This is a genomic window from Streptomyces sp. NBC_01450 (assembly GCF_036227505.1).
In the GTDB taxonomy this organism is placed as follows: domain Bacteria; phylum Actinomycetota; class Actinomycetes; order Streptomycetales; family Streptomycetaceae; genus Streptomyces.
Window position 1 is genome coordinate 1,433,387 of sequence record NZ_CP109480.1, and the last position, 17,816, is coordinate 1,451,202.

The 17,816-nt window shown below is 68.2% G+C and carries 19 protein-coding genes and 5 pseudogenes; 10 read left to right on the plus strand and 14 right to left on the minus strand.

The features are described 5' to 3' along the window. Positions 1–562: 562 nt before the first annotated feature. Both OG568_RS06420 and OG568_RS61290 read left to right on the plus strand, forming a co-directional pair. Positions 563–1,030, plus strand: a pseudogene (locus OG568_RS06420) (transposase); the annotation flags it as partial. A 63-nt stretch (positions 1,031–1,093) separates the two neighbouring features. Then, positions 1,094–1,536, plus strand: a pseudogene (locus OG568_RS61290) (PP2C family protein-serine/threonine phosphatase); the annotation flags it as partial. 368 nt (positions 1,537–1,904) lie between these two features. On the opposite strand, the gene OG568_RS06430 reads toward OG568_RS61290, so the two are convergent. The 7 genes and pseudogenes from OG568_RS06430 to OG568_RS61300 all read right to left on the minus strand — a co-directional run bounded on the left by OG568_RS06430 (position 1,905) and on the right by OG568_RS61300 (position 6,449). Continuing rightward, a complete protein-coding gene (locus OG568_RS06430) occupies positions 1,905–2,747 on the minus strand; it encodes a hypothetical protein (protein WP_329530671.1) in 843 nt (280 codons plus the stop codon). Positions 2,748–3,675: 928 nt separating this feature from the next. Next, positions 3,676–3,837 (minus strand): annotated as a pseudogene (locus OG568_RS06435) (phosphate signaling complex protein PhoU); the annotation flags it as partial. A gap of 61 nt (positions 3,838–3,898) precedes the next feature. Then, a pseudogene (locus OG568_RS06440) lies at positions 3,899–3,991 on the minus strand (CPBP family intramembrane glutamate endopeptidase); the annotation flags it as partial. A 405-nt stretch (positions 3,992–4,396) separates the two neighbouring features. Beyond that, positions 4,397–4,858, minus strand: a pseudogene (locus tag OG568_RS06445) (SRPBCC family protein); the annotation flags it as partial. A gap of 133 nt (positions 4,859–4,991) precedes the next feature. Next, positions 4,992–5,315, minus strand: coding sequence for a plasmid stabilization protein (locus OG568_RS06450; protein WP_329530672.1), 324 nt, complete (start codon positions 5,313–5,315; stop codon positions 4,992–4,994). A 226-nt stretch (positions 5,316–5,541) separates the two neighbouring features. Beyond that, positions 5,542–5,766 (minus strand): transposase, encoded by a 225-nt coding sequence (locus tag OG568_RS61295; protein ID WP_443077849.1) that lies wholly within the window; start codon positions 5,764–5,766, stop codon positions 5,542–5,544. 119 nt (positions 5,767–5,885) lie between these two features. After that, positions 5,886–6,449, minus strand: coding sequence for an IS5 family transposase (locus OG568_RS61300; protein ID WP_443077565.1), 564 nt, complete (start codon positions 6,447–6,449; stop codon positions 5,886–5,888). Positions 6,450–6,669: 220 nt separating this feature from the next. On the opposite strand from OG568_RS61300, the gene OG568_RS06460 reads away from it, so the two are divergent. Beyond that, positions 6,670–7,452: a TIGR03084 family metal-binding protein gene (locus OG568_RS06460; RefSeq protein ID WP_329530673.1), complete on the plus strand. Its 783-nt coding sequence runs from the start codon at positions 6,670–6,672 to the stop codon at positions 7,450–7,452. A 420-nt stretch (positions 7,453–7,872) separates the two neighbouring features. On the opposite strand, the gene OG568_RS06465 is transcribed toward OG568_RS06460, so the two are convergent. After that, positions 7,873–8,616: an ANTAR domain-containing protein gene (locus OG568_RS06465; RefSeq protein WP_329530674.1), complete on the minus strand. Its 744-nt coding sequence runs from the start codon at positions 8,614–8,616 to the stop codon at positions 7,873–7,875. Positions 8,617–8,849: 233 nt separating this feature from the next. On the opposite strand from OG568_RS06465, the gene OG568_RS06470 reads away from it, so the two are divergent. Both OG568_RS06470 and OG568_RS06475 read left to right on the plus strand, forming a co-directional pair. Continuing rightward, positions 8,850–9,272, plus strand: coding sequence for a helix-turn-helix transcriptional regulator (locus OG568_RS06470; RefSeq protein ID WP_329530675.1), 423 nt, complete (start codon positions 8,850–8,852; stop codon positions 9,270–9,272). A 338-nt stretch (positions 9,273–9,610) separates the two neighbouring features. After that, a complete protein-coding gene (locus OG568_RS06475) occupies positions 9,611–9,802 on the plus strand; it encodes a hypothetical protein (RefSeq protein ID WP_329530676.1) in 192 nt (63 codons plus the stop codon). Between the two features lie 126 nt (positions 9,803–9,928). Here OG568_RS06475 and OG568_RS06480 read toward each other — a convergent pair whose 3' ends face one another. The 4 genes from OG568_RS06480 to OG568_RS06495 form a co-directional block, all read right to left on the minus strand. Next, on the minus strand, positions 9,929–10,333 hold the full coding sequence (locus tag OG568_RS06480) for an actin-binding ADF family protein (RefSeq protein WP_329530677.1): 405 nt from the start codon (positions 10,331–10,333) through the stop codon (positions 9,929–9,931). Between the two features lie 543 nt (positions 10,334–10,876). Continuing rightward, a complete protein-coding gene (locus OG568_RS06485; RefSeq protein WP_329530678.1) occupies positions 10,877–11,257 on the minus strand; it encodes a hypothetical protein in 381 nt (126 codons plus the stop codon). Continuing rightward, positions 11,254–11,943 carry a hypothetical protein gene (locus OG568_RS06490; RefSeq protein WP_329530679.1) on the minus strand — a complete coding sequence of 230 codons (690 nt, stop codon included), beginning with the start codon at positions 11,941–11,943 and terminating at the stop codon, positions 11,254–11,256. The genes OG568_RS06485 and OG568_RS06490 overlap by 4 nt, the downstream gene beginning before the upstream one ends. Then, positions 11,934–12,512 (minus strand): RNA polymerase sigma factor, encoded by a 579-nt coding sequence (locus tag OG568_RS06495; RefSeq protein WP_329530680.1) that lies wholly within the window; start codon positions 12,510–12,512, stop codon positions 11,934–11,936. The genes OG568_RS06490 and OG568_RS06495 overlap by 10 nt, the downstream gene beginning before the upstream one ends. Before the next feature lie 157 nt (positions 12,513–12,669). Between OG568_RS06495 and OG568_RS06500 the strand changes: the two genes are divergently transcribed. The 5 genes from OG568_RS06500 to OG568_RS06520 all read left to right on the plus strand — a co-directional run bounded on the left by OG568_RS06500 (position 12,670) and on the right by OG568_RS06520 (position 15,224). Then, on the plus strand, positions 12,670–13,152 hold the full coding sequence (locus tag OG568_RS06500) for an Asp23/Gls24 family envelope stress response protein (protein WP_329530681.1): 483 nt from the start codon (positions 12,670–12,672) through the stop codon (positions 13,150–13,152). Between the two features lie 84 nt (positions 13,153–13,236). After that, positions 13,237–13,404, plus strand: a complete 168-nt coding sequence (locus tag OG568_RS06505) for a hypothetical protein (protein ID WP_329530682.1) — start codon at positions 13,237–13,239, stop codon at positions 13,402–13,404. Positions 13,405–13,511: 107 nt separating this feature from the next. Next, on the plus strand, positions 13,512–13,814 hold the full coding sequence (locus tag OG568_RS06510) for an Asp23/Gls24 family envelope stress response protein (protein ID WP_329530683.1): 303 nt from the start codon (positions 13,512–13,514) through the stop codon (positions 13,812–13,814). Between the two features lie 118 nt (positions 13,815–13,932). After that, entirely contained in the window at positions 13,933–14,577 is a 645-nt protein-coding gene (locus OG568_RS06515) for a DUF6286 domain-containing protein (RefSeq protein WP_329530684.1), read from the plus strand. Between the two features lie 29 nt (positions 14,578–14,606). Continuing rightward, positions 14,607–15,224, plus strand: coding sequence for an alkaline shock response membrane anchor protein AmaP (locus tag OG568_RS06520; protein WP_329530685.1), 618 nt, complete (start codon positions 14,607–14,609; stop codon positions 15,222–15,224). Positions 15,225–15,797: 573 nt separating this feature from the next. Here the strand turns inward: OG568_RS06520 and OG568_RS06530 are convergent. After that, entirely contained in the window at positions 15,798–16,754 is a 957-nt protein-coding gene (locus OG568_RS06530) for an SRPBCC family protein (protein ID WP_329530687.1), read from the minus strand. Positions 16,755–16,757: 3 nt separating this feature from the next. Further along, positions 16,758–17,747, minus strand: coding sequence for a histone protein (locus tag OG568_RS06535; RefSeq protein ID WP_329530688.1), 990 nt, complete (start codon positions 17,745–17,747; stop codon positions 16,758–16,760). Between the last annotated feature and the right edge of the window lie 69 nt (positions 17,748–17,816).

A 17,816-nucleotide genomic window follows, 5' to 3' on the forward strand; every position in this document is an offset into this window, starting at 1 on the left:
TCCCGATCGGTGGGCCGCCGTCCAACGTGAACTCGTCCGAGACGAGGCTTGGATCATGGATGGCGACCTCGGGCCCTACGACGTCCCCGACGTCCGACTCCAAGCGGCGGACACCGTCATCCTGCTGGACTTCTCGTTCTGGCGCTGCGCCTGGCGAGCGATTCGACGCTCTCGGGAACGCGCCGACTTCTGGCGGTGGGTATGGGCCTACCGACGCCGGAGCCGACCGCTCCTCCTCGCGGCGATCACGACCCACGCCGGTGATGCGAACCTGCACGTAATTCGGAATCCGCGCGCACTGAGACGCTTCGTAGCGCAAGTTACGACCGGCCAGACCCCCGGCCGACCGTAACTCCATCCATGGCAGCCACACCGCGCAACCTCGTCCGATCCACAGGATTTGACCATTACTCCGCAGAGGACGGCGGCGTATTGCACGGAAGAGCGGGCCGGGCAGTTCTCAGTCACGCCCGCAGTCTGCTCCCCCGCACCGTGTCGGGAAGGCTCAACCGGCCAGGACAACGGGGCGCACGGGTACACCGTGCTCGATGACGCCGGTGATCAGGTCGGCGACGCGATCCTCTACCAGGGGCGGACCGGCTGCCAGTGGGCCTACCTTCCGCACGACCTGCCGCAGAAGAGTGCGACGTATTACTACTTCGCCGCCTGGCGGGACGACGGAACCGACCGGGTCATCCGTGAACTCCTGCGCCGCCAGGTCCGTGAACGCGCCCGGCGATCAGAGGAACCGACCCTGGTGGTGCTGGACACTCAAAGTGTCCATGCGGCCGCCGGGGTCCCCTCCGCCACGACCGGCCACGATCCGGCCAAGCGGGTGCCGGGCCGCAAGCGCGGCCTGGCCGTGGAAGTCCTCGGCCTGGTCATCGCGGTCATCGTCCTCGCCGCGAACATCCACGACCACACCACGGGCATCGTCCTGCTGGACCAGGTCGCCGAGCACACCGGCGACACCGTCCGCAAAGCCCTGGTCGACCAGGGCTTCAAGAACCAGGTCGTCGAACACGGCGCCGATGACGTGGTCGGCCGCGGCATGCCCGCAAGCGCCACCATGGGCCGCCTGCGCGCCGCCATCCAGACGCTCGCGGACCTGGAACTCGAACCGGACGAGCTGCTCACCCGGCTCGCGGACCTGGTCCAGCGCCTCGCGGCCGAAGCCCCGTCCGGCGACCGCGACAACGTCGGCGGCACATGCCTGTACACGGTCTACGACCGGTCACCAGGCGCTGCGCCATGGCCAGTGCCGGGCACCCGCCACCCGTCCTGGTCCGGCCCGACGGGACCGCCGAAGCAGGCGAGATCTCCCCGGGGCCACCACTCGCCAACCCCGCCTGCGGGGTGCCCGCGCAACCGACGAGGGAGGACGCGGCCTGTTCCTCGTCTCTCGACTCGGCGGACGATGGGGCTGCCGCCATGGCCAGAACGGCAAGACGATCTGGTCCGAGCAAGTCATCCAGGATTCCCCCTGAAGCTACGGCCCACCAAAGTGGGTCGAGGCAGAGTCACCCACGGCCCTGATGTCTCTCGACCCGGTGAGCCATGCAGCAGCTACCCGAGGTCGGAGTCTGCGAGCAGGGGCAGACCCGCACCTCGTGCCCGCGGCGCGGCTCGGCTCGATGGAGGCGCAGCGACCGGGATCAGGTGCCATCACCGAAGCCTGGCTTGGCGTTGATCACGGAAGAGACGTCCACGACCACGTCACCCGCACGCTTCTCCGGCACCCCAGCAGCAATCAGGGTGGCGATGACGAGAGGGCGTGGGTGCCCACCAGCTGGCCGCGGGCCCCTGAACTCGTACGCCTGCCCGACGTGCTCCTTCTCACGACTGCCTTGGCCGAAGAGGACCACTGGCACGGCCTTCAGCCATGACCCCTCTCACCCCGATTGTCATGGTGTATCCGGTCGGGACTCGTAGTGCAGGCTGTGGAAACGGCCGCTCTCCTCGCGCCCCGCGGGGTCGCCGCCCAGCGCCCGGACCGCCGCGATCGCGTACTGCCGTTCCCGCTCGTCGGTGCAGAGGCGCTGCGGATAGGTGCGGGAGACATCAAGGGTGGTGCGCAGACCGTGCGCGGCGAATGTCTGGACGATCGGAACGTAGGACACCGTCCGCAGCACGAACGCGCTGGCCCATACCGGTCTCCGGGCGCCGTCCAGCAGTGCCGCGAACGTTCGGGCGGTGACATAGCTGCCGCCGCCTGTCAGCGTGATGAGGCCGACCTCGGTGAGCGCGCGGCTCAGCCTGGGGCTGGGTGAGCCATGTTCCAGGTCGTCGGTGAAGGCGGCGTCCAGGAGCCCCACCTCAAGCGCGTAGTGCACGGCGGGGGCCGAGACGTCCAGACCGAACACGGGCACTGCGTCCGGTCGGCGCCGCTCGGCATAGAACTCCTTGTCGCGTGCCGCGAGTTCCGTCGTCGACATCGTCTGGTGGGCAGGGGATGTGTACCGCTCGTACATCTCCGCCAGCGTGACGTCGTGGTTGAGCAGCGCGGCGTTGATCCCGTACGAGCAGCACACGTCCAGTACCGCCGGCCCGTGGGGTCGGCCGGCATCGAGTGCGGCCCGTTCGGCGGCGGCCTGCCGGAAGAGCGGCTGGGCGTGGTGCGGGATCTCGTACTCCAGCGGGGCAAGCCGCCTGAAGTATGCGCGAGGGTCGGGCCGGTCGTAGATGTCGTCGAACCGCGACTTGCCGCCCGCCACGTCCTCGGTACCGCCAGAGCCCGACCCGACCATGCCGTACTCCTCCTCGCAGAACGCACCTGTACCTCCATCATGTCCCGCCTCCTGCGCCCCAGGGCGGCCGCCACACAGGGCGGGCTCAGGTGCACTCCGTCGCTCCGCAACATCGGCTGCATGTGTCAACCGCAGAACGTCTCGCTGCCGAGCCGCCCGGCCGGACTGCGGACGAGGCACCACCAGGGCATTCCTCGACACGTTCGGGCAGCAAACCGGGACAGTCACCCGGCATCCCAGGGAACGCATCTCCGCACCGTTCCAGCGGTACGGCGACGCCCCTCGCGGCACCGGCGTCGCCCTTCGTTATTACCTGAGGCTTCGCCTGGCCCTGGCCTAACCCATGGGGCAAGAGTTGCTCGCAAAGTTTCAACTGGTCTTCCGGCCCCAGCGGGTGTCGATGCGCACCCACTCTTCGACCCACTGCTGCAGCGTTGCCACTCAAGGCGGGCACGCGTGACCTGGGCGCGCCGATCACGGCACCGGTCGTGCCCACCCCGACCAGAGCACCTGCCCAGGTAGCCTGGAACGCTGCCTTTCATGGGGTGAGCGGCATGGACACCAGCCGTCCCCGGCGGCCGATCCACACCGTCAGCCAACTGCCCGCCCTCGTGCCGGGCTCCACCTTCGTCTGGCCGGTGTGCGCCGAGCCGTCCGGCGCACACCGGCCAGACGCGACCGGCGTCCACGGCCTGAGGCGAGGTGCTGCCCGGCGCGGTCTCGGTGAGGACCGCCGAGATCGCGCGCGGCGCTCCGTTCCCTGCTCGTCGAGTCTGTGTCCCACCGCATACGCTGTCGCCAGTCCCGCGAGCGACCCCCCCGCTACCGCGACCATCCACACCTCGACCATCCACACCGCGAGCACGATCCAGGCTTCGACGACATCGAAGTCGGAGCGGGCCATGCTGGGTCGGCAGACGGACGGGCAACTGCTCAGTTCACCCGGCCGCTCGTCCGTGACCAGATAGACGACGCGCTGGGCGACCGATACCGCGTGGTCCGCGAAACGCTCGCGGTCTCGGCCGCCCAGGGTCACATCGACAGCGGTCTCCACTCCGTGTTTCCAGCGGCTGTCCAGCAGGTGCTGAAAAGAGTTGCACATGGCCGACACCGAACAGGACGCCGACGCCGATCGCCGCGCGCATCGCCTCGAGCGAGGCGAGGACCTTCTGCACCAGTCCCCGGCTGGACACCTCCTCATTGATACCGACCCACACCAGCGAGACCATCGAACTGACCAGCATGGTCGCACTCCCGCCGAGGCCCGCGTGGGCGTACGAGCCGGGCGAGGCCAGGGTGGTAAACGACGACGCGCAGAAGGGCGACGCCGTCGCCTCTGAGGCGACTTCTGGACCGAGCACCAGATCCCAGCGGCCTGGTCAGGCAACTGAGTGGGGTGAGCCCCTCGCCGGACAGGGAGTAGCCGCAGGTGGGCACGGCCGCCAAATCCCTTTCGGGGCGGTGACAGTCCTGAGGCCGGGTACTGGTCAGCCGTGCCGTGTGTCGTCCGGGTCTGCCGGAAGCGATCCCGAGAAACCTGGCGAGGCGTCCTGGTGCGTGTCCTCAGGCTCGACCGGCGCCCCTTCACCGGTCATCCGGGACTGCGGCGTCTCCCTGATCGGGGTGTCCCCGGCGGACAGCCCGGTGTCGGCGCCGGCAGGCCTGACCCGGCCGCGCCAGCCGCCGGTCTCCTGCCCGTGCTCTTCGATGAAACCTTTGAACCGCCTCAGGTCACCTTTCACCTGCCGGTCGAGCACACCGAGAGTGTCACCCACCTTCTCCGCCAAGCCATGGGGTTCGAACTCCATGGCCAGACTGATGCGGGTGTGCGCGTCGTCGAGCCTCTGGAACGTGACGACGCCCCTCTGCTCGGCCTCGCCGCCCACAGTGCGCCAGGAGATCCGCTCATCGGGCAGCTGGTCGACGATCTCGGTGTCGAACTCGCGCCGGGCACCAGCGACCTTCGTCGTCCAATGGCAGTGCTCGGCATCGATCTGACGGACCTCCTCGACGCCGTCCATGAAGCGCGGGAACTCCTCGAACTGCGTCCACTGGTTGTACACACGGTGCAGCGGGACGTCGACGTCGATGGATTCCTTCACGGTACTCACGGCATCCTCCTCACATTCGAACAGTCCGGATATTCCGGGTCAAAGTGCGCGTTCCCCTGTCGGGGACCCCTAATCCCGGCAGTTCAGCAAGGGCCCGGACGACACCGACGCCCGAAGACGGCAGGTCCCCGCTCTACTTGCCGAGTTTCTCCTTGAGCTGGGCCTTGTTCATGGACGAGCGCCCTTCGATGTTGCGACGCTTGGCCTCCTCGTACAGCTGGTCGTAAGTAGGGCCTTGAGAGCCGCTGTGCGAGCGCTGACCGCCCCGCTGGGACGACGGCTTGTCCTGCGTGGACGTCCTGCTCGCTGTCTTCGACTCGCCGGTGCGGGCCCGTTCCTTGTTGACCGTGCGGGAGGCGATCTCCTTGGCTCGCTTCGTGCTCTCGCCGCGCTGCTCGGCACTTTCCTTGATGTGTTCGTACTGCCGTTCCCGCTTGGGGCTCGACCCACGAGGCATGATCACTCCCTGAATGTCTGTCGGGGTGCCTTGCTCACCCTGTGCGCCGCCGGGGCGAAGCCGCAAACGCACGTACTGCGCCCGGGCCTCCAGCACTACCTGTACAGCCGTCGGGTACCCCACCGAAGCGTCCCGACGACTCGGTGCACCTGTCGATACCGATGGAGCCCCGACCGCCTGCTCTCCACGGCGGCAACCGCTAAGAGCCTGTCGGGTGGCCGGTTGATTACGCCACGATGAGGTCTTCGGTGGTCTTGGTTCGCGCGGTCTTGCGGTGGGATTCATGGCTCCACCGCGATGACTGCCCGGCGAGCCGGACGAGCATCAGGCGGATCATCGCGACCTTGATCATGGCCTCGGAGGTCGCGGTCAGCCGTTCGTAGTCGCGGGCCAGCCGACGGTTTCGGACCAGCCAGCCGAAACTTCGCTCCACCGCCCAGCGACGGGGCAGGACCTTGAAGCCCCCCTGACATCATCGGTCCGCTTCACGATCTCCACGACGATGCCCAACGCGTCGCGGGCCCATGGAAACAGCGTGCAATCAACGGAGTTGGCGTATCCGCCGTCGGCTCACACCAAGCTGACCGTGCGGAAGGCAGCCGCGAGCCGGGCCAGCACGGTGCGGCCTCCCGCGCGGTCCTGCACGGACGCGGAAGTGACCGCGACGACCAGCAGCAGCAGGCCCATCCTGTCGACGATCACGTGTCTCTTCCACCCTGTCGTTCGCTTCCCCGCATCGAATCCACGCGCCTCGCCGCCCTCGCTGGTCTTGATCGACTGGGCGTCGATCACGGCGGCCGACGGCTCAGGGTCGCGTCCGGCCCCGATCCGGAGCTGGAGGCGTAGTTCATCGTGGATGCGGTCCCAGCTGCCGTCCCGGCGCCACTTGGTGAACCAGCGGTGCGCCGCGTCCCAGGGCATCAGGTCGCGCGGGAGCATCCGCCACTGGCGGCCCGAGCGCAGTACGTAGAAGATCGAGTCGAGCACCAATCGGTCTTCGTACTTACGCACCCCGCCGCCTTTCCGCAGGTTACGCACGGGAAGGAGCGGCCGGATGACCTCCCACATCTCATCGGTCAGGCTGGACGGACAGCATGGGCCGCTGACGGCCTCGGAGTTGTCGCACTGGCACACGCCACGTGATCATTCCGGGGCCGTCGCCGTGTCTGGAGAGCAGATCGCAACCGTCACGCGTCTCGCATGACCAGCCAGCCCGACACGCTCTGCGCCGCCGTCGAGGAAGCACGGCGGTCCCGTGGTGCCACGAGCCCCACCACCGAGTGGGCAGACTCCGGCGACATCGGAGTCTGCCCGCACACTTCGTCTCCGCCGTTGGTCGGGAAGGAGTGGCACCATGGCGCACATGTTGAACTACAACCTCGCCGTCCCCGATGTAGATGACGCCGGTGTCCTGTCCGCGCTGGTGGCTGAGGGTGACGAGCTCGACGTCCTGGTCAGGGCAGTGGACGACTGGTCCATACCGACACCGGCACCAGGCTGGACGGTCGCCCACCAGATAGCCCACCTCGCGTGGGCGGACGCGAACGCACTCAGCGCCTTACGCACTCCGGACGCGTTCGGCGCCGAGCTCGGGCGGGCGGAGGCCGAAGGCAGCGGGTACGCAGACAAGGCCGCCGCCGCGGGAGCGGCCAAACCGCGGTCGGTACTTCTGGACGAGTGGCGGGCCGGTCGAGCGGAACTGGCGACGGCACTGCGCGACACGCCATGGGACCACGCATTCCCCTGGTACATGTCGAAGGTGACCCCGGCCCTGATGGCGCCCCTTCGTCTGATGGAAACCTGGGCACACGGGCAGGACGTCTTCGATGCTGTGGGCGTGGCACACCGCCCGACGGATCGACTGCAGCACGTGGCGTCGCTGGGGGTGTTGGGACGGGCGCTGTCCTTCGCCGCCGTCGGACTGCCTGAGCCGGCGGATCCCTTCCGCGTCGAGCTGACAGCACCTGACGGACGGACCTGGGTGTGGGGCCCCGAGGCTGCCGCGCAACGGGTACAGGGCGGCGCTGTCGACTTCTGCCTGTGTGTCACCCGGCGTCGCCCCTGGTCCGAGACCAACATGACGGCGACCGGCGAGGACGCCCAGAAGTGGCTGGAGGTGGCGCGCGTCTTCCTCTGAAAGCGTGTCGGGGTGCCTGGGCCATGCGAGACGCGTGACGGTGGCGATCTGCCCTCCAGACACGGCGACGGTCCCGATCACGTGGTGTGTGCCAGTGCGACAACTCCGAGGCCGTCAGCGGCCCATGCTCAGCGTAGTCAGCTGGCCACCCGACAGGCTCTAAGTCGAACATCGTCAGACGGGAGACGAAATCAACTGGCCGCGGTCCAGCGGCGGCCTCTCTCACTTCGCTCCCCTGCTATACGGCCGACCAGCGCCGAGAGTTTTGGCTCGGAGGCCGACGGAATGCCTCGGACGCACGGGCCCTGGCCATCCACAGCCGCCTCGCCGACTGCCGCTCGGTCGCGAGCGCGGCAGGTTGCCTGCCTCGTGCGCCGTCCTGCTGGCTGTCGACCTGGGCCTTGCACGGCTAAGGAAGGGTCACGGCGCGGGGCTGTCGCTGTCCGGTGGCGCGGGTCTGCTGATGAGAGAGGTCCAGTCATGGCGTTTATGGTTCGGGGAGAGGGGGTTGAGGGTTTCGGTGACCGCCGCGGAGATCCCCTGCTGCAACCGGTCGCACAGCGGAGCGCCGTTGACCGCGCCCACCAACTCATGGGCCAGGTGGTGGAGTTTGGTGTTGGTTCGCTGCGAGGCCTCGACCAGGACGCTCCAGGCGTCCTCGGCGTTCAGACCGAAGGAGGCCATCAGGACCCCACGGGCCAGATCGATGACCGGCCTGGTTTGCATGGCCCGTTTGAGCTGGCCGATTTCGATGCGCAGGTCCTCCTCGGCATCCTCGGGCAACCCGTCCTCCTCTACGGGGCTGGGGGTGGTACCGGTACGCATGCCCCGGCCGTTGGTGGCCATGCCGGGACCGACGTCATCCAGGTGCGCGAAGAGCGACCGGGTGCGGGTGAGTGTGAGCAGATGCTCGACCGCGATCCCCGCCGTCTGGACGCGGACCGTCTTGGCCGCCGCTAGAGCCAGGCGGCGGATGTGCAGCAAGACGTTGAGGCCGGAGCAGTCACAGAAGTCGACCCCGGCGAGGTCGAGGTCGAGGCCGTGGACCGATTGGGCCAGTGCTTCACGCAGGGCGTGCCGCAGCGCCTCCTCCGTGTCGATGTCGAGTTCACCCGCGACCGCCACGACCGTCCGCTCGCCGACGGAGTGTGCCGCGATCTTCAAGAACGGCGAGGTGTGGGCTCCAACCGTGCCATCCGCTTGCGTTTCGTGGACGGCTTCGTCTGCGCCCCTCGTCTGGGAAGAATGCAGATGTTCTTGCATGGGAGTCGCTCCCGAGGCATCCACTGGTCTTTGCCTCCTCCAGGCTCGACCTCCCCCACCTCGCACGTCAAGAGATACATGAACCGATTTTCACCCTTTTGAATACGTGAACGTCGGGCACTACCCTGAGAGGCATGGGTGGAATACCCGAGGGACACAGTGGTTGGACCTTCCTGACCAACCACGCCCGAGTGCTGGCCTCGATCGCCGATGATCAGGGCACCCGTATCCGTGACATCGCCGCGCGATGCCGGCTCACCGAGCGCGCTGTCCAGAAGATCATTTCCGATCTTGAGCAGAACGGCTATCTCACCCACACCCGGCAGGGTCGCTCGAATCGCTACCGCATCGAAGAGGGGACCATCCTCCGACATCCGGCCGAAGCCGGCCTCACCGTGGCGGGCCTGCTGGCCGCCCTCGACCAGCACGAGAACTCTCACGAAACCCGGCCTGGGGCAGGGCGCCAAGGGAGCGATGGAACGGAGGGGCCTGCTGACGACGGCAGCATGACGGCCACGAGATCCGTTCAGGTCGGCCGTCACCGAGTGAAGTCATGAATCGCGATGATCGACCTTATGGGGACAGCTCACCGGTAAGGCCACGGGGTGCGGCCCGCGCTGAACCGCCGATGCCTTCGAGGGGCACCAGTATCTCAGTCGACCCGCGATCGACGAGGAGCCGGGCGCGATGATGCCCGCGCGAACGTCCCGGACGGCCCCGCCGCCCTTGCATGGCTGGGCGCTCGGCTTCCCCGGGAAGTCGGCGTGCCGGCCGTGAAGGCAAGTCACGCGGCACGCCGGTCGGCGTCTGCCGAGGGGAAACGTGCAGGGGTGCGCAAGGGCAAAGAGGGCGCACCGCTTTACTCGCCCCTTGAGCAGGAGGGACCACTCTCACTATGACCACGCCGCCGACGAAGCACGTACCGGGCCCTCCAAGGGCCCCAGGCCAGGTCACCATGTACTGCGCCGCGCTGGGGGCTGGAGTGGTGTTGGTGCTGTTCGGTCACGCCAGCCCTGTCGAGGCCACCGGTTATGTCGCCCCGTTCCTCGTGATCTTCGAGCGCACCCACCGCGGCGGCGGGGGATGAGGAAGGTACTCAGCGCTCGCGCATCTGTGACTACCGCTCCCATCATCACAGTCTGCGCACCAGCGGCGGCAAAACCTGGATTCCACCGGCCGCGATCACCTGCCACCGCCAAGGAGGAAAGGTGGGTCAAGAAACCTGGGATACGAGTGCCTCGTACCCCACATCGGACAAGTCTGCGGCCTTTACGTAGACTTGGACACCGTCGAGCAGGTTCCGGAGGGTGCTGTAGCCGGAGGAGTGCGCGATTCTCTCCTCGGCCTCCGTCCTCGCCGGGCACCAGGAGATCAGTACGACCTTCTCCTGACGGGTTCCGTCCGCTGTTGCGAAGAGAAGGTCGTAGACGACGTACCGGGACACACCGGCCGGCAGGGCCTTCAGTAGTTCGTCGTGTGTCAGGTTCCCTTCGAAGTCGGGGATGACGGTCTCCAGGCTGTCGCTGAGCCGGTAGATCACTGTGTTGATGTCCCGCCTGCTCTTCAGCTCCTGGAAGGCGCTGATACAGCTGTCGTCCACTGGGATACCACCGCTCACGACGAGTCCTTCTGATCATTGGGAGAACAGGCCGAGCGGCTCAACGAACCGACACCCCGGGAAGTTCTGGGCCTCTTGCCCTGAGCACCTCTTCCGCTCCCCGGTGCCCTCCCCGGCGACCGGGCGCTGGTGGAGCAGCGCTCCGCCGTATGTGGGCGGCCCGCGTCCAGGCGTGGCGGTCCAGGGCGTCCCGAGCAGCCCGCAAGGAAGCGGCGCAGCACGCTGTCGCGGGTGAACCGGGCTCACGGCAATCGCTCGACGGCCACGGCGATCACGATCAGGCGCTTGCGTTCCGTGCGGTGATTCCTGCTGTCGCGAGAGGTCGGCGATTCCGCCCCTCCCACCGGCAGGGGGCTGGCGCCTCAGCCAAACTGGATTGCTTCCCCGCTCGCTACGCGTCCCTCCTCGGCCATGCAGGCGATACGGAGAACGCCGACGACACCTACTGCGCCCTGCGTCAACTCGGACGCGTGTCCGGAGCACGCCCGTCATCGCGAAGGCCTTCAAGGCGGTGACAGCTCGCGGAGTTGGCGCTCGCAGCACTCATACCAAGGCGGGTCGGGCGGCGATACGGGTCACCGTGACCGAGACGGTGACCGGCTCCACGACCCCATGGGTGGCGAGGTGGGAGGTGGCGGCGGTCCGTACCCGGTCGTGGACGTTCCTGGCGGTGTCCAGGGCTCGGTGGCCCTCGCCGAGGACGCAGCGCACCTCGACGCGCCACCCCGAACCGTCCGGCGCCCGGTCGGCGCGGATGCCCGCCTCGGGCGGCATACGGTGCGGTGCTGTGTCCGTTCGGGTAGGCGTGGTGGCTGCCGCGAGGCAGTGGACCAGGCGGGGTTGCAGGCCGGCCACGCCGGGAACGGCGAGGGCTGCCTCGGCCGCGGCGCCGAGGAGCGTGGTCGTGCCGGTGTCGGTCATCATGTGCCCCCGCCCGTAGGGTCGCCAAGGCTCAGGTGTGGCCACGGCTCCAGTACGTCGACCACGCTGATGTCGACGGCCGTCACGGCCAGACCCAGGTCCCGTCCGGCCGAGTCGAGGACCGATCGGCGTACCTGATCAACCCGGTCGGGCAGCGGGCGGTCGAGGGCAGCGGCCAGTTCCATGGTCACCCGCACCTCGGTGCCCTCGCCCGCGGGTACGAGCCGGCAGGTCGCGGCCCTCACACCGGGGACCGTGTCCGCGGCCTGCCGCAGTACCTTCGCGGCGGCGCTCTCGGCGATCCGTAGCTCCCGCTCCGGGTCAGCCAGGGGCAGCAGCCGTCCGAGCCGGATCTCTGCCCTGACGACGTTCATGACACGGTCGGCGAGCGCCTGCAGGCCGGGAGGGTCTTCCGCACGCAGCGCCTGGGCGGCCGCGTTCACCGTGGCCAGTCCCTCGACCGCCTCGCGGCAGTGAGGACAGGACACCGTGTGCGGGTCCACGACCGGCTCAGCGTCCCCCGCCTGTTCCCAGACCCGGCTGAGCAGGCGGCCGCAGGGCAGTACCTCATCACCCGCGAACGGGAGCGCGTCGGCGTCAATGGCCATGTCGGCGTCAATGGGGCTGGTGCGGTGCCCGTCGGCATGGGGTGGTTCGGAAGGCCGGCCCTGCGGGTCGTCTAGCGCCATGGGCCCATCGCCTCCTGCAGGGATCGGCGTGCTCTGAACAGTCTGCCGCGCACCGTCTGCTCACTGGTCCGTGTCACGTGGGCGATCTCGTTGTAGGGCAGGCCCTGCAGTTCACGCAGGATCCAGCAGATCCGCTGGCCGGCGTCCAGCTCGGCGAGCGCGCGGGACAGGGCCTCGGTGGCCGCGTCCTGCTCGGCGGACCGGGCGGGCTGGCTCCTCGCGTCGCCCGTCGCAGGTTCGGCGACGGTGTCCAGAGGGAGGGTCGGCGGTCGACGCCGCCGTCGCATGGTCAAGCAGCGGTTGATGGTGATCCGGTACATCCAGGTACTGAATTCCGCATTGTGACGGTACTCCGGTAGACGCCGCCAGGCGCTGACGAAGGCGTCCTGAACGGCCTCTTCGGCGTCCTGGGGGTTGCCGAGCATGCCACACGCCAGGGCCAGGAGGGACCGGTCGTGCCGCTGGACGAGAACGGCGAAGGAGTCCTCGTCTCCCTCGGCCGCCCGCACGGCAAGCACTCCGTCCGGCAGGTCGCATCCCAGCTGTGGGGAAGCAGTACGTTGAATCATGACGATCTCGCAGGGGGCTCGGAAGGATCGTGTACCCCCGCCCCGACTGTGTGATGCACATCACATGTGACGTCTGTGAGAGGTATGCCGCCCCGGGTGTCCAACCCCTTGAGAGACACCACGCAGGTGTCACACAGAGCCACTCGAGGCGACCGCCATGACGGACAACATCACCAGCGTCGGCGGGGGCAGCCGGCCCGACACAGGCGTGAGCGCGCTGAAGGGCCGTACCGGGGCCGGAGCACCGGCCGAGACACGGGGGAAGACCACCATCGCGGACGGCGTGGTGGCCAAGATCGCAGGCATGGCCACACGCGAGGTACCGGGCATCCACAGCATGGGAGCGGGGATGGCCCGCGCCTTCGGCACCATGCGGGAACGCGTCCCCGGCGGAGGCGGAGGCGTCACGCGCGGGGTGAAGGTCGAGGTCGGCGAGCGCCAGGCCGCGGTGGACTTGGACGTCGTCGTCGAGTACGGCGTCTCCATCGTCGACGTCGCCGGCGCCGTACGCACCAACGTGATCAGCGCCCTGGAACGAATGACGGGACTGGAGGTCGTCGAGGTGAACATCGCCGTCGACGACGTCCACCTCCCCGACGAGGAGGAAGAGGCCGAACGGGACGAGGGCCGCGTGCGGTGACCGACCGCCGTGACCACGGCCATGCCCTGGGCATGAGCGGGTGATCACACGGACGCTCACGTTCGCGAGACGGGTGAGTGGAAGATGAACGCAGCGACGACGGGCCTCGCGGCCGGCATGACTCTGGGCTTCGCCGGATACTTCGGCGGCTTCTGGGCATTCCTGCTGGTTCTGGTTCTGGGTGCGGTGGGACTGATCGTCGGCCTCGTCGTGCAGGGCGACCTCGACCTCCATGCGCGGAGGCAGCGGTGATTACCCGGCCCGGTTCCCAACCCCCTGGCGAAGGGGCCGGCCCACCGGGGCGATCCGCCGACCTGCCGCCTCCGGCCGAACGGGGCGCCACCGTCATCCCGGAAAGGGTGGTCGCCCGTATCGCCGCCAGGGCCGCACGCACAGCCCAGTCCCGGCGCGCCGCCATACCGCCCGATCGGAGCGGGCCGGCGGCACCCAGCGCCTCGGCAGCCGTCCGTACCGGATCGGTACGCCTGCACCTGGCCATGGATCTGCCCTACCCCGCCGATATCCCCCACGTCTGCGAGCGGATCCAGCACGACGTCGCCGAACGGGTGACTCAGCTGACCGGCTTGGATGTGGGAGAAGTCACCCTCACCGTCCGGCGGCTGGTGACCGCCACCGACGCGAGCCGGGGACGGGTCCGATGAGGCGCCACGCGGCCCGGGCCGCCGGGCACGCCGCGCAGAAAGGGGGACCGGAATGACACCCGACCCGGACCCTCCCCCACGCAGCTCCACACCATCCGCGCGCCGTGCCACCGTGCCGATGACGAAGGAGCCGGAGGAGCTGAGAGAGCCGACAGAGCCCGGTCCACCTGAACACAAGGCGCCCCTTCCGCCGGACTTGGCAGCGGGCGCGCACGACAGGCGGCACCGGACCCACCGCCCGTGGTCCGCGCGCCGCATTCCGGCCGCGCTGGTCGCCTCGGTGATTCTCGTGGCGGCGGCCGTGGCGCTGTTCGACGTCGTCGCCGTACGGGCGGGACGGCCTGTGGCAGCCTGGCGACGGCACCTGGCCGACGAATTGGCCACCCGCCCCTTGGACGACGTGTGGGTGCTCACGGGGGCGGCCGTGGCTGCCGCGCTCGGCATCTGGTTGATCGTCCTGGCCCTCACCCCCGGCCTACGCCACTGGCTGCCCCTGCGCTCCCCCGCGCCCGGGCTGCGGGCTTCCCTGGACCGCGACGGCGCCGCCGACCTGCTGCGCGACGCCGCCATGCGGGTACCGGGAGTCAGCACGGCTCGCGTCCGGGTGCGCCGCCACCGCGTCAAAGCCCGCGCGGACATCCGCTTCCGCGAGCCGCAGCAGGTGAAGGACGACCTCACCGCCGTCCTCGACCAGGAGCGCGATCGGCTCGTCCTCGCCCGCCCTCCCCGCATCGTCGTACGAGTGCGGCAACGCACCAACTGAGCGAAACCTTCCACACCGGAGCCCACACCATGACGCCGCGAACCGTACTCAACCGCAGTCTGCTGGCCCTCGCCGGACTGGTACTGCTCGGCGGCGGTCTGCTGATTCTCTTCGCCGGACTCGACGCCTACCGGCGACACGATCTGGTCCCGCCCGTCGGCTGGCCCCTGACCACCCCGCACGACGTCCTGCTCGGCTCTGCCGACCGGGCCCGCTGGAGCGGTCAGGGCTGGTGGTGGTGGCCCGCGGTCATCGCCGCCCTCGCCCTCGTCGTCCTGCTCGCCCTGTGGTGGCTGCTCGCCCAACTGCACCGACGCCACCCCGGAGCGCTGCCCGTTGGCGGCACACCCCCGCAGGAAGGCGTCGAACTGCGCGACCACGCGCTCAGCGACGCGATCGCCGCCGAAGCCGGTGCTCTGCCGGGAGTTGAACATGCAACCGTGCACATCACCGGCCGGCCTGACCACCCCCGCACCCACATCACGCTTGCTCTCACCCCCCAGGGTGCACCCGGCGCCGCCCTCGACGCCTTGTACGAAGGCCCACTCCGTACCGCTCGTCGCTCCACCGGCTTCCCCTACACCCCCCACATGCACACCGACGTCCGCCTACAGGTCGCCCACGACAAACCGCACCGAGCACAGTAAGGCAGGAGGCCAAGGGCCTGCCTCGGCAGCAGGTCCCGCTGGCACGCACGAGGTGTTTCCAGTTGCCGAGCCCCGCGGGCAGGCGCACGGTGAACAAAGATGTGTCGGTCCTGAACGGGCCGCGTTTCCCAGCGTCTTTGAGAGGACGGCGATTCCGATGGCCAAGGCCAAGCCCAATGCGAAAGTGCACCAGATCAGGGGCAAGATGAAGGAGACTCTTGGCAAGGCTCTGGGGGACTCATCAATGCAGCAGGCTGGGCGTGGGGAACAGCTGCGCGCCAAGGCACATGAGATGACGGAAAAGGCGGCAGGCCACCTCCGTAAGCGGAGCGGGCACTGATCGAGGACGTACGACTGGTCGGCATCTTCGGGGGCTGGTGTCGTCGACGTCGATACCGCGCCGGACGCGGGTGATCGCGCAGTGGTTCAAGCGCCGCGCCCGCGCCCGTCCGATGGCTTCTCCAACCGGTCGCTCACTCCGGCCAGAAGACGAGGTCTGAGAGTCCGGGAACGCCAGTAGCTCTCGGGGCAGGTCGCGCCGAGGGGAATCATCGCTCGGCTCGGGCCGCCGCGTCAGTCCTCGTCATCCTCCTCTTCCTCCTCGGCGTACTCGTCCTCCGGCCCTTCTTCGTCGTACTCCTCTTCTTCCTCTTCTTCGTCGGGCACCTCTTCGTCGTACTCCTCCTGCTCCTCGCCCTCCCCTGCCGCTTCCTCCTCTTCCAGTGCCTCCTCATGGCTGCGAACTACCTCGCCGTCGCGGATCTCTCCGCGCCAACCCTCGACGTCCTCGTCGGCGAACGTGACATAGCGCTGGAAGTTCTTGAAGTCCAACCGCAGACGGCGGCCTTGAGCACGCCACAGGTTGCCTGTCTTCTCGAAGAAACCCGAGGGGTAGTACTCGACGACCAGCACGATCCGCGTCAGGTCGGGCGTGAGTTCGTGGAAACTGACACAGCCGTGAGTAGTGCCCTTCGCACCCTCGGAGCTCCACACGATTCGATCGTCCGGCACCTGTTCCTGAACCGTCGCCTTCCAACCGCGAGTCGAGGGACCAACCTTCACCTTCCAGTCACTGGCGGTCTCGTCGTTCCGGGACACACTCCGTACGCCCTTGGTGAAGTCGCTGAACTCCTCGTACTGGGTCCAGTAGTTGTACGCCACGCGGATCGGCACACCGACGTCCAGCACTTCAATGATGTTCATCACCTTGGTGCTGCCGGACTTGCCTCCACGTCCCCCGCCGAAAACGTTCTTGACCTTGTCCATCACTTTGTCTTTGAGGCCCTTGGCCTTCTCACCGACGAACGCCTTCAAGGGGGACTCACCTTTGAGAATGCGTCCGCCGATGCCGAGAAGAGATCCGCCGTTCTCGGCCGTGTCAAGGAGTTGGTCGGTGACATCCCCCAACTTCTCCCCGGCCTTGTCGACGAGATGCTCGACCTGAGCACCGAGGAAGTCGGTCAGTTCGTCACGCAACATGTCGAGGCCGGAGCCCTCTCCCCGGCCGGAGTCACGCTCTTTCTCGGCCATGACCTACCTCCGCCGCGCGGGAGTCTTCTTGGCAGTCGCCTTCTTCGCGGGGGCCGCCTTCTTGGATGGGGCCTTCTTCGCGGACGCGCTCTTCGTCGGTGCCCTCTTCGTCGGTGCCCTCTTCGCCGCCGCCTTCTTGGCAGGGGGCGGAGACTTCTTCGCGGTCTTCTTCGCCGGCGCCGACTTCTTGGCGGCAGCCTTCTTAGCCGCGGGCCTCTGCGCCGCCGACTTCTTGGCCGGGGGCCTCTGCGCCGCGGTCTTCTTCGCGGGGGCCTTCTTCTCGGGAGTTCTCCTCGCAGGAGTCCTCTTCCTGGCGGGAGCGGCTTCCTTGGCGGCCACCCGACGGGGAGAGGGTTTGGCCGCGTGCTTCCTTCCCGCTACGGGGCGGCGACGACGCCGTGGCGGCTCCTCCTCAGCCTCTTCCTCTGGCTCTTCCTCCTCCGGTTCTTCTTCCTCTTCTTCCTCCTCCGGTCCTGCCTCCGGTTCTTCTTCCTCCTCCGCTTCTGCCTCCGGCTCTTCTGCCTCCTCTTCCTCCTCCTCTTCTTCTTCGAATTCCCCCTCAGGCTCTTCCTCGCCCTCTTCCTCCTCCGGTTCCTCCTCGCCCTCCGTCTCCTCCTCGTCTTCGTAGCGCTCTTCGCCCTCCTCAGGCTCTTCCTCACCCTCTTCCTCCTCGCCCTTCTCCTCACCGATGCGCAACGTGCGCTCATGGAGAGAGTCGGCGAGGCCGGCGAGGCGCCGGTCGGCGGTAGCGGCCAGGGCTTTGCGTCCGGCGTCCAGCAGCTCGCCGCGCACCTGCTCGTTCAGCTCGGCGACTCCAGGAACGTCACCGAGTTTCCGCAGGCCGGTCGTCAACAGCTGCTGCGGATCGAGCCCAAATCGGCGACCTGCGAGATAAGTTGCCAGCCCGAAGGCGAAACGGGCTTTCTTCGTACGTCCGAGCACATAGCCAGCTGCGACCGCGGCGGCGAGGCCGATCTTGGTCGTGTCGTTCATGAGCCGGTTCCCTTCGGAAAGGGGAGGTGAACACACTCGAATACGGGCCAACATCCCCTGCTCAACCAG

Excerpts from the sequence above, each read along its gene's own strand:
- OG568_RS06530 (WP_329530687.1), bottom strand. The coding sequence starts at position 16,754 with ATGGCCGAGAAAGAGCGTGACTCCGGCCGGGGAGAGGGCTCCGGCCTC.
- OG568_RS06470 (WP_329530675.1), top strand. The coding sequence starts at position 8,850 with ATGGGTGGAATACCCGAGGGACACAGTGGTTGGACCTTCCTGACCAAC.
- OG568_RS06500 (WP_329530681.1), top strand. The coding sequence starts at position 12,670 with ATGACGGACAACATCACCAGCGTCGGCGGGGGCAGCCGGCCCGACACA.
- OG568_RS06485 (WP_329530678.1), bottom strand. The coding sequence starts at position 11,257 with ATGATGACCGACACCGGCACGACCACGCTCCTCGGCGCCGCGGCCGAG.
- OG568_RS06450 (WP_329530672.1), bottom strand. The coding sequence starts at position 5,315 with ATGCCTCGTGGGTCGAGCCCCAAGCGGGAACGGCAGTACGAACACATC.
- OG568_RS06490 (WP_329530679.1), bottom strand. The coding sequence starts at position 11,943 with ATGGCGCTAGACGACCCGCAGGGCCGGCCTTCCGAACCACCCCATGCC.
- OG568_RS06460 (WP_329530673.1), top strand. The coding sequence starts at position 6,670 with ATGGCGCACATGTTGAACTACAACCTCGCCGTCCCCGATGTAGATGAC.
- OG568_RS06495 (WP_329530680.1), bottom strand. The coding sequence starts at position 12,512 with ATGATTCAACGTACTGCTTCCCCACAGCTGGGATGCGACCTGCCGGAC.
- OG568_RS06535 (WP_329530688.1), bottom strand. The coding sequence starts at position 17,747 with ATGAACGACACGACCAAGATCGGCCTCGCCGCCGCGGTCGCAGCTGGC.
- OG568_RS06515 (WP_329530684.1), top strand. The coding sequence starts at position 13,933 with ATGACGAAGGAGCCGGAGGAGCTGAGAGAGCCGACAGAGCCCGGTCCA.
- OG568_RS06505 (WP_329530682.1), top strand. The coding sequence starts at position 13,237 with ATGAACGCAGCGACGACGGGCCTCGCGGCCGGCATGACTCTGGGCTTC.
- OG568_RS06520 (WP_329530685.1), top strand. The coding sequence starts at position 14,607 with ATGACGCCGCGAACCGTACTCAACCGCAGTCTGCTGGCCCTCGCCGGA.
- OG568_RS06475 (WP_329530676.1), top strand. The coding sequence starts at position 9,611 with ATGACCACGCCGCCGACGAAGCACGTACCGGGCCCTCCAAGGGCCCCA.
- OG568_RS06430 (WP_329530671.1), bottom strand. The coding sequence starts at position 2,747 with ATGGTCGGGTCGGGCTCTGGCGGTACCGAGGACGTGGCGGGCGGCAAG.